This is a genomic window from Bradyrhizobium sp. Leo78 (genome assembly GCF_059512425.1).
In genome coordinates this window covers 264659-276890 of record NZ_JCAMOT010000004.1, presented here as the reverse complement: position 1 = coordinate 276890, position 12232 = coordinate 264659, and the positions used below count along the sequence as shown (strand labels likewise).

Below are 12232 nucleotides of genomic sequence, written 5' to 3'. Positions count from 1 at the left end.
CCGAAGAAGATTCGAGCAGGAGAACCGGCAGAAAGTATCTGAAAGCGAGCCGGGCAGCATCACGCTGCCTTACGATAGTAACAATAGAGAGCACGAGCAGACCTCGGTATGACGTCAGTGGCACGTCACCGCAAACGAGGTCTCGCTCGAACGTGCCTATGGCACGCCGGTCGAAAACAATGTCTGTACTCCCCGACCGACATTTTTGCGTGTGACCACGGCTGACGGCAGGTCTCCTGGCTTGCGGGTCCCAACCCTTCGTCGCCTTCCCAGGACCGAGGCTCCCAGTGGCGCATGACGAAAGATTCGCCGCTCACAGTTGCGGGGGCAGCCGCGGCATAGAGGAGAAGTCCCCGCACCGCGTTCCCTTTTGATCCCCGTAGGGGGAACCGTCAGTCGTGATCTAGGAGGTTGTCTGAGCCGAAGTCAATCCTCTCATTGCAGGCTCTGGACGGAGCGGAGAAGCCACGTCGGGCCGGCCGGCCAAGCCGTCCTTGGTATCAAACATCTGCGAGTCCAGAGGGATCTTCCGCAAGCCGCTCTGCCCATCTCAGATCGTCCTTGTCTACAAGCTTCTCGTGCACGGCGAGGAACGCATTCGTCGCATCAGGGCCGCAGTCGGCCAAAGCGGCCTCCAGGCGCGCGAACTGCCGGCGGAGCACTGTCTGAACAAGTTTGCGGCCTTTGGCCGTAGGGTAGAGTCGTTTCTGCCTTCGGTCCTCTTCGCCAATCTTCGCGATCAGCAGGCCGTCCTTGATGAGTTGCCGCATGGTCGGATTCAAATTCTGGTGCGACACACGCATCGCACGCAAGAGATCACTGACCGTCGCTCCCGGATTCATCGCGGTCAGAACCAACACACGATTGTGCAGGCGGGTGAGACCGTAGGGCTCCAGTGCGGCTTCGGCGTCCGCAGCAAGAATCACGTTGGCGAAGAAATGCAGCAAAAACGCCTTCAGAGTCTTTTTGCGAAGATCGGCTGGGACTTCTGACTGCGCCTTAGAGGCGTGAGAGGAATTCTGCTGCTTCACCAAACCGACCATCCCTGTGAATCCGCCACCTCCTTAACCGACAATCTAGGTCCCAGCCAGACGTCCCGCAACGACCAAATATCACAATAAACTTGTACTATATAAATTATTGGGGTATCTGTCGCCATCCGGTCGCAGGTTTCAGTGCCGCGACCGGCCCTAGGCAGGAGACAGTCGTTCTGTCGCCACTTGGGGCAGGAACGCACGACAGCTTCGAGCAAAAACAACAGAGCTGTTAGGATGGGAGGAAATTGTGAACTGGAAATTTTGGACGGCTTCGATTGCGGTTCTTGTTGCAGTGCCGGCGGCGCCGCCCGCAAATGCAGGGCCAAACGGCATCACCATAGGGGTGCTCAACGATCAGAGCGGACCCTACGCCGACGGCTCGGGAAAAGGTTCGGTCGTAGCAGCGCAGATGGCGATCGAAGATTTCGGCGGAAGCGTGCTCGGCCAACCGGTGAAATTGATCTCGGCTGATCACCTGCAAAAGGTCGACGTAGCGACATCCATTGCCCGCAAATGGCTCGACGTCGAGCACGTCGACCTTATCCTCGACGTTCCGAACTCCGGAATCCTGCTCGCTATTCAGGACATCGTCAGGAACAAGTCCGGAATTCTGATCGCCGCCGGAGGCGGCACTTCGAAGTTCACCGCCGAGGCGTGCTCGCCGTACGGATTTATGTGGGTCTACGACAGCTACGCACTCGCCAACGCCATGGGCCGCGCAGTTACCGAGAGCGGGGGGAAGTCCTGGTTCTTCCTTCCGGTGGATTATGCCTGGGGCGAGGCGCTTTCAGCAGACCTGACGGCGGCGATCAAAGCCAGCGGCGGCACCGTGGTGGGATCCGTCAAGACGCCGCTGAATACGGCGGACTTCTCGTCCTTTCTATTGCAGGCGCAAGCTTCGAAGGCCGATGTGGTCGCCCTGTTGAACGCCGGTTCCGACACCATCAACTCTGTCAAACAGGCAAACGAGTTCGGAATCACACAAAGCCAGAGATTGGCGACCGGACTGTTCTACCTCACCGACGCTCACGCCGTGGGTCTGAAAGAGGCGCAAGGGCTGATCGTTTCCGACGGCTACTACTGGGATCGCACGCCGGAAACCCGCGCCTGGGCGGAACGTTTCCAAAAGCGTCAAGGCCGAATGCCGACCTCGGTCCAAATGGGTGTCTATTCGGCCGCGCTGCATTATCTCAAGAGCGTCGCAGCGGCAGGCAGTGACGATCGCGAGGCGATCGCAAACAAGATTCGCGAACTTCCGGTCAGGGATCCGATGGTGCCCGATGGGCGCGTTCGTGCCGATGGCATCATGTTGCATGACATTCTGCTGCTCCAGGTCAAGAAGCCGCAAGAATCGAAGGGAGAGTGGGATCTCTTCAAGATACTCTCGGCTACTCCCGGCGACAAGGCATTCCGTCCCCTGGACCAAAGCACCTGCCGCCTGGTCGCGAAACGCGGCTAGTCGAATGCGCAGCGCGCCAGCACGCAGTGGCACGCGAACAACCTTCATCATGAGGAGCGATCGTTTGACCAACAATGTGTATGTTCTCGGGGCTTATGCGACCCCGTTTGGGCGATGGCCGGACAAGTCCTTCAAACAGCTCACGCGAGGCGCCTATTTCGGGGCGCTGTCGGACGCGAAGCTTGAGGAATGCCCGCCCATCGAAGCCGCCTGGTTCGGCAATTGTCTCATGCATTACTGGGGACAAGCCTCTGCGCGCGGCAACGTGTGCTTCATTCCGCTCGTCCGCGAGGGCTGGTTTCCGGAACGGGCGCCGATCGTGAACGTGGAAGGCGGCTGTGCCACCGCCAGCCTGGCGTTAGCCGCAGCTTTTAAGGAGATTCGCGCCGGCGATGCCGATCTCACCCTCGCCCTTGGGGTTGAGAAACTCTACGATCCAGATAATCAGGCCGCCATGCTCGCGGAGTTCGAGCGCGGATTGGACAGTTTCGATCCGCAGGAGTGGGAGGAACATTACGCGCAGATCGGTCGCGAAGTGGGAAAGCCATTCCAGCGATCTCCTGACCGCACGGTAGCGATGGACACCTACGCGATGCAGGCCAGGCTGCATATGCAGCTCTACGGAACCACCGCCGAGCAGATCGCAATCGGTGCAGCAAAGAACCACTGCAACGGCGCGCTCAATCCAAATGCGCAATATCGCTTCGAAATGACTCCACAACAGGTCCTTGGCGACAGGATGGTCTCAGACCCGCTGACACGATCGATGTGTGCGCCGATCGGAGACGGTGCCGCTGCGGCTTTGCTTTGCTCGGAAACGTTCCTTCGCGCCCAGCCCGCGGAGGTGCAGCGCCGTGCCGTTCTGATCCGAGGGCTGGCCGTGACTGGCGGCAAGTATCGCCTCCCGGACGAACCAAGCCTTTCGCGAGCGGCGGCCGATCGCGCCTACGCGATGGCGGGCATCAAACCCAGCGACGTCGATGTTGCCGAGGTACATGATGCCACCTCCTTCTGCGAGATCTATCAGAGCGAGATGTTGCGCTTCTGCGATGTCGGCGAGGGAGGACAATTCGTAGCCATCGGCGCAACGAAGATCGGCGGCGCGCTACCCATTAACACATCCGGCGGGTTGGTCTCCAAAGGTCATCCAATAGGCGCCACCGGCCTGTCCATGTGCTTCGAATTGGTGACCCAGTTGCGTGGCGAGGCGGGGGCCCGACAAGTCCCGAATGCACGTATTGCCCTCCAGGAGAACGGTGGCGGCGTGATCGGACTCGAAGAGGCGCTCGCCGCTGTCATCGTCTACGAGCGAGCATCCTAGTCGTGGCCCGGCAGATGGCGGAAAGGTAATCGATGGATCAACTTCACGCACCGTCCACGATGGGTGACATTCTCATCAGGGCGATCAGGCGCGGCGGCGATCGAACGGCGTTCATCTCCGATGGCAAGCGAACGACCTATCGTGACTTCGGAGCGCTGCTCTCGCGCATGTTGCAGGTCTTCGAACGGCACGGGGTCCGCCGCGGCGACGGTGTCGCCTGTCTGTCTCGCAATAGCATGGAAGCATTTCTAATCGGTGCGGCGTGTTATCTCTCGGGAGCACGTCTGACTAACCTCCATCCGCTTGCTTCCGCGGAAGATCAGATTTTCATGCTCGAGGACAGCGGCGCAAAGGCCTTCTTCTTCGACCCCGCGACATTCGCCGACCGTGCGGGTGCGATCGTCTCGCGGGTTCGCGGCGTCGAGGCGATGGCACTGGGGCCCAGCGAAACCGCGGTCGACGTGCTTGCCGAAGCCGGATCGTTTCCCGCGCGCGACTTGGTCTCGAATGCGAGGCCGAGCGATCTCTGCTGGCTGATCTATACCGGCGGTACGACGGGGCGGCCGAAAGGAGTGATGCACAGTCATCGCACGCACGTCGCCATGACGATGGCGGAATTGGCGGAGTGGGAGTGGCCGCGAGCGCCGGTCTTCCTCGCGACGACGCCCATCAGTCATGGCGCGGGTGGCTGCCTGTTGCCCGTCCTGGTCTTGAGCGGCACCGTCGTGATGGCCAACGGTTTCACGCCGGAAGGATTCTTCGAGGCCGTACGGTCGTATGGCGTTTCCGCCACCTTCCTCGTGCCGACCATGATTTACAAACTGCTGGACCACGCGGCGTCTCATGACGTCCGGGACATCGGCCTCGAACTTGTGATCTACGGGGCCGCGCCGATGACACCCGTCCGCCTGCGCGAAGCGATCGAGCGTTTTGGCCCGATCTTCATGCAACTCTATGGGCAATCCGAGGCCCCCAATTCCGTGACGGTCTTGCGAAGAGATGATCATCTTTCCATCGACAATCGACGGCTGACCTCATGCGGGGTCCCAATCGGCAATAGCCAGGTCGCGCTTTTAAACGAGGAGGGAGGGCAGGTCGGTGTAGGAGAGTTGGGTGAGATCTGTGTCCGCGGACCGTTAGTGATGGAGGGCTATTGGAATCGGCCGGAGGAGACTGCCCATGCCTTTCGCGACGGCTGGCTGCATACCGGCGATTTGGCGCGCTGTGACGACGACGGCTTCTTCTACATCGTCGGTCGATCGAAGGACATGATCATCACCGGTGGCTTCAACGTTTATCCTTCGGAGGTCGAGGACGTCCTTACCGCACACGAGGCCGTTTCCGCCGCAGCCATCATTGGGCTACCCGACCCCGTGTGGGGTGAAGCCGTTACCGCCGTCGTGGTCTTGCGCGAAAACATGACCGCATCGGAGGTCGACCTGATCGCCTGGGTCCGGCAGGCGAAAGGACCGGTCTGTGCGCCGAAGGCGATTCACTTTCGTCAGGACATTCCGCTGACGTCACTCGGCAAGCCGGACAAGAAGGCGCTGCGGGAAAGTCTACAGCCAACGCCGGCGCCCTGACGATGTGAATCGATTACATCTTTCCCGATCGATCCCGTCGATGCGGCGTCCGATCGCGTCCGGCTGTATCCGTCAGAGCGCGGGCATCAGGACACCGCGCGCATCCACGTCGCGGCGGAGGATGTGCAGCTCTTCGGCCGTCGGCGCCTCGGTTTCGGGCACCGATGAAAGGTCGCCGAGGTCGAATCCGGTGGCGTCCTGCAGCTCCGGCCGGGTGACGCCGCGGTGGATTGAGCGGACCTTCATGCGCCCGGCCTCGCGGTCGAAGTCGAACAGACATTTGGGGGTGACGACCATGCAGGGGCCGCCCCAGTCGAGGCCGAGCTTCCTGCGTCCTTCGATCCCTCCCGGATAGCCGACGCCGGAGACGTAATCGACCTTCTCGACGAAGTTGCGCCGGTCATGGTGCGGCATCATCACATATTCGCGCCGGAACAGCGTCATATGCTCGGGCTGCAGGATCGGGCCGACGAGGCGAACCTTGGGCCGGTCGTGCGGACCGACGCAAACACTGTTGATGTTGCCGACGCGGTCCACCTGTACCGCACTGCTGAATCCGAAGCTCACGTCGCCGCGTTTGAGCACGAACTGGCCGGGATAGTCGACCATCTGGGACTCGCAGGGCAGGTCGCGCAGCATCGCGCTGTGCTCGGAGTCGGGCAGCCGGTCGATCTCGCTGAAGTCCGGGTTATGATAGCAGCCAGCGAGCAGGATGGTCAGGTTCGGTGCGTGCATGCGCTTGGCGAGCTCCATGGCCGCAAGCGGGATGCCGGTCCCGAACAGGGCCGCCGCGGCCCCCGTGAGGAGACCGGTGAAGCCGACCTCGGCATCGGCAAAGCTGCGGGCCAGTGCGACGGCGAGCGTTTCGTTGAGGGTGGCGGGCGCGGTCATGCAAGGCTCCCGAGGTCGGCGAGGCGAGAAAGCTGGGCGGCGCCGAGCTTGTCCAGATAAGCGAAGTGGTCCACCGGCCGTCGGACCCAATCATCAAGGTAGGCGGCGAAGGTGCCGTCGTTTGCAGAGGCCGCCACATAGGCATCGAGATGGGTATCATCGGCCAGATATCGCCCCAGCGTCGGCGTCGGATGCGATCCCCACGGCACCTCGACCACGGCGCTGATCCGATAGGAGGGCAGCTCGACGAAACGGGCGTGCCGCTTGATGAAGGATTTTGCGACGATCTTTTCCGCGGTGACGATGACATGCTCGCACGAGCGGGCCATCAGCACGTCGCCGCTCTGCGGCAGCAGCCGCCGCGCCGGCGTTACGATGTTGCCCTGCTCGTCGGCCGCGATAGCGTGGATCACCACCACATCGGGATTTGCCGCCGGGAAAGCGTGCAGCCTGCGGCCGGTGATGGGGCAGGGGAATTCCTTGATCTCGTCGTTGTAGGTGACGACATCGTTGCCGCCCAGAAACTTGGCCGGCCAGAAGTCGAAGCCATCCTGGTTGGCGCGGAAGCGGTCCCAGCAGGCCATCTCGGGATAGTCCACGACTTTGAGACGCCCGCCTTCTACCGCGCGGCGATAGTTGCGTGCCAAGCCGTGCTTCTCCAGCCCCACATAAGATGTTTCGACCCTCTTCAAGCAGCCGGCGCCTGCCAGCATGTCGACATCGAAGGAGTGGGCGGATCCGATGATCGTCAGGTCGCGCCGGCCCTGGCGGACCAGCTCGCGCACGAAGGCCATTGGTTTCTGATAGACGGCGAAGCCGCCGAGAGCGAGCCGGCAACCGTCGCCAACGCGTCCGGCGGCTTCCGGCAGGGTGATCAACTTCGAGGCAAGGGGAGCTTTGCTCATGCGAATCCGTCCGCACGTGTGCGCTGCCGGCGGAGCATGCTCCACCAGACGGCGAGGATGATGACGAGGCCCTGGGCGATCAGGAACACGATGGGGTCGATACCGGCGAGAACCATGCCGTTGCGCAGCACGGCGACGAACATGACGCCGAGTACAGTGCCGATCAGGCGACCATAGCCGCCGTTCAGGCTGGTTCCGCCGACGATGACCGCGGCGATCACGTCGAGTTCGATATGCTCGCCGACGGTGGCGCTGCCCGAGTTCAGCCGCGACACGAGCATGATGCCGCCGATCGCCGCGAGCACCTGGACAATGATGAACACGGCAATGCGGATGGCGCGCACGGGCACGCCGTAGCGCGAGGCCGTGATCGGGTTGCCGCCGACGGCATAGAGGTGCCGCCCGAAGCGCAGTTGCGAGAGCAGCAGCCAGCCAAGTCCGATCGTGCCGGCCATGAGAACGACCGGTGTAGGCAGGCCGAGAACGGAGCCATACCATAGACCATCGAGCGCCTTCGGCATCGGCCCGATGGTGAGGCCGTCGCTAATGTAGAACGCGACGCCGCGCAGCGCCGACAGCAGCCCCAGCGTCGTGATGAAGGACGGGATCGCCCAGATCACGCGCAGCGCGCCGATGAAGGCGCCGATGAGGACCGCGATGCCGACTGCGAGCGCGCTTGCGGTGACGAGCGACCAGCCGAGCTTCACGACCAGGAGCGACATCACGGTTCCGGCAAGGCCAACGGTTGCTCCCACTGACAGGTCGATCTCACCTGCGATGATCACCATCGTCATCCCGACCGCGATCATCGCGACGACCGAAGTCTGGGTGAGGAGCGTTGCGAAGTTGGCGACGGTCAGGAAATTCGAAGCCGTCGCCGAGAAGTAGATGATGAGTGCCGCCAACGCGATGCCGACGCCGATCTCGGCGCGCCAGGAGGCCAGGGCCGCCTTTAGTCGCGCCGGACTGATGCCTTCGCGAGGTTGGGCGAGCGTGCTGTTCATGGACATGGGTTCTCGCAGGAAGATTGTGAGAGGCTTCTAAGGAGCTCCGTGCCTCGCCTCAGTTGGACAAGGAGCGCACGAGGTCCAGATATTCTTTCACGGGTTGCTGATCGCTCTTGGTGTAGAGCTGCACCGGCACGTTGACGTAGCGCGGTTGATTTTCGCCGCGCTTGGCCTTCACCGCGGTTTCGACGGTCAGATAGCCGATGCGGTAAGGCTGCTGGTCCGCGATCGCCTCCACCGCGCTCGACGGGTCGAGCAGCATCTGGGCGAGATCCTGGCTCATGTCGATACCGTACAGCTTGGTCTGCGTGTTGGCCCGGCGCGCTGCGGCTGCCGCTCCGGCGAGCGTGCCGGCGTTGGAGGCCCAGATGGCCGTGGTGTCGGGCTTGCGACGCAGGATGTTCTCCAGGCCGTTCGCGCCCTCCTCGGGCGTGGCGCCGCTGACCTCGGCGACAGTCTCGTACTTCAAGCCTTCGAGAGCGGACAGGAAGCCCTGGCGCCGGGGCTGCATGTTGGCGTTGATCGGCGGCAGTGTGATGATGCCGATCGAGGGCTGGCCGCCGTTGCTCTCCAGGTACTTGCGCAGCTCCTTGCCGACCGCGGCGGCCAGCTCGTGGCTGTCGACGCCGATCGAGTGGCTGGCGATCGAGGAATCCTCGAGCCGGGTGTCGTATTCGACGACCATGATGTTGCGGTCCTTGGCCCGGCGGGCGGATGCCACCGAACCCTGCTTGTCGAGCGGCGGCATGATCAGCACGTCGACCCCGCGGGTGACGAAGTCCTCGATCACCTGGCCCTCGGTCGGCAGCTTGCGCTGGTTGAGGCCGAACGTGATCGTCGCGCCGTATTTCGCAGCCGCGTCGCGCATGCCGCGCTCGATCTGCTGCCAGTACTGCGAGTCACGCGCGTAGATGATGGCGCCGATGGTGATCTTGTCCTGAGCCTGTGCAGGGATCGCTCCCGCAAGCCCGACGGCCGTAACGAGCGCGAGCATGGCGGCCTTGAGCCAACGCATGGTGAACATGGATTCCCTCCCGATAAGGGCCGGCCCTTGGCGGGGGCATCGGCCCTGAACGTTTCCGCCGTAGGGCTGCTACTCCGAAAACGATTTCCGAAAAACGTTTCTGTATCCTACTTGATCAGGCCCTCCCGCAAACGTCAACCGCTAAGACCGCTGTTCCGGCTGCAGGGTCGGCCAGCGCGGCGGGGCGTCGCGGGGCGAACGTCTGATCGGCATCCGAGGTCCAAGGCCGGCGTCGCGAGTCCCTCATCCGATCACGCGCTTTCCGATCAACTCATCGCAGCGTTCGCGGGACCAGCCGAGCCACTCGGCGGCCACCTCGCTTGTGTGTTCGCCGACGAGAGGGGAAGGTCGGCGCACGGCGCCCGGAGTCTCGCGCAGCGTGACCGTGATGCCGTGGGTCGGATAGGCGCCGGCGCATGGATGGTCGACCGTCAGGATCTGGTTGCGCGCCTTGAGCTGCGGATTCTCGACCACGTCAGCCATGGTGGAGACCTTGGCGCAGGGCACCCCGGCGCGGTCCATGGCCTCGACCACGGCGTCGGCAGTGTGTCTGAAAACCCAGGCCTGGACTTCGGTCTCGATCGCGGATGCGTTCGCCACGCGCGCCTTGACGGTGGCGAAGCGCGGATCCTGCAGCAGGTCCTCGCGTCCCATTGCGTTGACCAGACGCTGGAACAGCGGATCGGTGCCCGAGGCGATATGCACCCAGGCGCCGTCCGATCCCTTGAAGGTGTTGACCGGCGACGTGTAGCGGTCCCGGTTGCCCTGGCGGCTCATGCTGCGGCCGAAGACGGCCTGCTCGGGGATCGCCGTCATCAACAGGCTGGCTGCGCTCTCGAGCAACGTGGCTTCGACGAGCTGGCCCTTGCCGGTCTGCTCGCGGGCGGCAAGGGCGGTGAGCGCCCCGATGGTGGCGTAGAGCGCGGTCGTGTAATCCACCACGAAAGTGCCGGCCATGGTCGGCGGGCCGTTCGGGTCGCCGGTGAGCTCCATCAATCCGCTCGTCGCCTGCGCGATCACGTCGAAGCAGGGGCGCTGCGAGAGAGGCCCGGTCTGGCCGAAGCCCGAGATGCGCACCATGATGAGCCGCGGGTTCAGCGCATGCAGCGCCTCCCAGCCACAGCCCATCTGCTCCATCGTTCCCGGACGGAAGTTTTCGATCAGGATGTCGGCCTTGCCGGCGAGTTCGCGCAGCACCTGCTGGGCCTCAGGCTTGCGGAAATCGAGCGCGAAGCTGCGCTTGTTGCGGTTATAGGTCATGAAATAGACGCTCTCGCCGCCAAGCTTCGGCTCGTTCTCGCGGGTGTCCTCGCCCGAGTCGATGCGCTCCACCTTGACGACATCAGCACCGTGATCGGCAAGCTGCATCGCGCAGAACGGGCCGGCGATGAAGCGCGACACGTCGAGGACCTTCAATCCCTGTAGCGCACTGAACATGTCAAAGATCTCCTGCTTCCTGAACCGGAAGTCTGTCGAGGTGTTGGCGGTAGGCGAGATACTGCTTCTTGAGATGAGCGTAGGCGGCGATCGCATCGGGCGCCGGTTCGATCTTCTCGCGGATTCGCACCATCGCGGCGCTAGCCGCCCGAAGGTCGGCATGAAGTCCGACGCCGACGGCTGCCAGCATGGCGGCACCGAGCGCGGAAGCCTCGGCGATTTCAGGTACGATGAGCGGCTTGCCGAGCAGGGCGGCGCGAATTTCGAGCCACAGCGACGACTCGGCCCCACCGCCGACGGCGCGGATTTCGCGCACCGGCATGCCCGCGGTCGCGAGCGCATCGAAGACCTCTGCGACTTCAATCGCTACGCCTTCGAGCGCGGCGCGAAACAGGTGCCCGCGTCCGTGCTCGAAACTTAGTCGCGTCAAGCCGCCGCGTTCGGTGACGTCCCATCGCGGCGTCCGCGAGCCCGCCAGCATCGGTGAAAAGATCAGGCCGTCGCTGCCGGCGGCGATCGCAGCGGCTTCGGCCGTCAGCGTCGGCAAGTCGGCGCCGAGCACGCCGGCAAGCCACGCAACCGCGCCGCCGGTGGCCGCCATGGGACCGCCGATGCACCAGGCCTCTCCGACGGGAAAGCGATTGAGGACCAGGCGGCGATCCGGATCGAAGCATGGCTGGTCGGCGCAGGCAAAGATGACGTCCGTGGTGCCCATGACGTTGACGGCAATGCCGGGCTCGACCATGCCGCCTCCCATTCCGCCGACGGTGCCGTCAGGGCCGCCGACCACCACCGGTGTTCCATCCAGCAGCCCCAGCGCATTCGCCGCGCCCAGGGTCAGCCGGCCGGCGATCGCGGTGCCGTCGCGTATCTCCGGGAAAAGGTGGCGCGGCAGTTCCAGCGCTGCGATCAAGTCCTCGCTCCAGGCGCCCCGCCCGACATCGAACAGCAGCGAATAGGAAGCGCCCGCGGGATCGCAGACGGGTTCGCCGCAAAGCCGCATGAGCAGCCAGTCCTTCATGGCCAGCATGAGGCGCGCTTTGGCGAAGACGTCGGCCTGATGATCGCGGAACCAGAGCAGCAGCGGCCCGGTCAGCTCGGGGGCGATCCGGCGACCGGAGATGCCATAGACGGTTGCGGCGCCAAGTCGACGTTCGATGAGGGCAGCTTCACGCGTCGCGCGCCGGTCCTGCCAGGTGCAGATGGGAGCAAGCGGCAGCCCATGCGCGTCCGTGAGCACCATGCCAATCGCGGCGGTGACGCCGATCGCGGCGATGCGCTCCCGATCGACGCCGAGATCACGGACCGTTTCGACGACCGCTGCCCACAGCGATGCAGGATCGGCCTCGGCGAACGAGGCCTGAAGCGCAACGCTGAAGGGGCGGCTGGCATGTGCGAGCCGCACGCCAGTCGCGTCGAACAGCGTGGCCCGCGTGCTGCTGGTGCCGGCGTCGATGGCGAGGATCAGGTCACCTCGCATTATGACTCGATCCTGTGAAGGAGATGGCGGCGGGAGAAGCGGGCAGGTTCATGGGTCCCGTACGTCGGTTTTGGCGTGCTGGCATAAA

The 12232-nt window shown here is 63.6% G+C and carries 10 protein-coding genes and 1 riboswitch; of the genes, 3 read left to right on the top strand and 7 right to left on the bottom strand.

Annotation, left to right across the window (positions count from 1 at the left end):
• Positions 1-209: 209 nt before the first annotated feature.
• Positions 210-409, bottom strand: a riboswitch (cobalamin riboswitch).
• A gap of 91 nt (positions 410-500) precedes the next feature.
• Positions 501-1043: a MarR family transcriptional regulator gene (locus AC5ZG1_RS07835; RefSeq protein WP_456643756.1), complete on the bottom strand. Its 543-nt coding sequence runs from the start codon at positions 1041-1043 to the stop codon at positions 501-503.
• 241 nt (positions 1044-1284) lie between these two features.
• Between AC5ZG1_RS07835 and AC5ZG1_RS07830 the strand changes: the two genes are divergently transcribed.
• The 3 genes from AC5ZG1_RS07830 to AC5ZG1_RS07820 are packed head-to-tail and all read left to right on the top strand — an operon-like array spanning position 1285 to position 5400.
• Complete coding sequence (locus AC5ZG1_RS07830) at positions 1285-2496, top strand: ABC transporter substrate-binding protein (protein ID WP_496132477.1); 1212 nt, start codon at positions 1285-1287, stop codon at positions 2494-2496.
• A gap of 4 nt (positions 2497-2500) precedes the next feature.
• Entirely contained in the window at positions 2501-3817 is a 1317-nt protein-coding gene (locus tag AC5ZG1_RS07825) for a thiolase family protein (protein ID WP_496132514.1), read from the top strand.
• A gap of 32 nt (positions 3818-3849) precedes the next feature.
• Positions 3850-5400 (top strand): AMP-binding protein, encoded by a 1551-nt coding sequence (locus AC5ZG1_RS07820; RefSeq protein WP_496132476.1) that lies wholly within the window; start codon positions 3850-3852, stop codon positions 5398-5400.
• Between the two features lie 72 nt (positions 5401-5472).
• Here the strand turns inward: AC5ZG1_RS07820 and AC5ZG1_RS07815 are convergent, their stop codons facing one another.
• The 6 genes from AC5ZG1_RS07815 to AC5ZG1_RS07790 all read right to left on the bottom strand — a co-directional run bounded on the left by AC5ZG1_RS07815 (position 5473) and on the right by AC5ZG1_RS07790 (position 12144).
• Positions 5473-6291 carry a hypothetical protein gene (locus tag AC5ZG1_RS07815; RefSeq protein ID WP_496132475.1) on the bottom strand — a complete coding sequence of 273 codons (819 nt, stop codon included), beginning with the start codon at positions 6289-6291 and terminating at the stop codon, positions 5473-5475.
• Complete coding sequence (locus tag AC5ZG1_RS07810) at positions 6288-7196, bottom strand: CoA transferase subunit A (protein ID WP_463328136.1); 909 nt, start codon at positions 7194-7196, stop codon at positions 6288-6290. The genes AC5ZG1_RS07815 and AC5ZG1_RS07810 overlap by 4 nt, the downstream gene beginning before the upstream one ends.
• Entirely contained in the window at positions 7193-8206 is a 1014-nt protein-coding gene (locus AC5ZG1_RS07805) for an ABC transporter permease (RefSeq protein ID WP_496132474.1), read from the bottom strand. The genes AC5ZG1_RS07810 and AC5ZG1_RS07805 overlap by 4 nt, the downstream gene beginning before the upstream one ends.
• 52 nt (positions 8207-8258) lie before the next feature.
• Positions 8259-9227 (bottom strand): sugar ABC transporter substrate-binding protein, encoded by a 969-nt coding sequence (locus AC5ZG1_RS07800; RefSeq protein ID WP_496132473.1) that lies wholly within the window; start codon positions 9225-9227, stop codon positions 8259-8261.
• Positions 9228-9470: 243 nt separating this feature from the next.
• Positions 9471-10664: a CaiB/BaiF CoA transferase family protein gene (locus AC5ZG1_RS07795; RefSeq protein ID WP_496132472.1), complete on the bottom strand. Its 1194-nt coding sequence runs from the start codon at positions 10662-10664 to the stop codon at positions 9471-9473.
• Position 10665: 1 nt separating this feature from the next.
• Positions 10666-12144, bottom strand: a complete 1479-nt coding sequence (locus AC5ZG1_RS07790; RefSeq protein ID WP_496132471.1) for a xylulokinase — start codon at positions 12142-12144, stop codon at positions 10666-10668.
• Positions 12145-12232 lie beyond the last annotated feature (88 nt).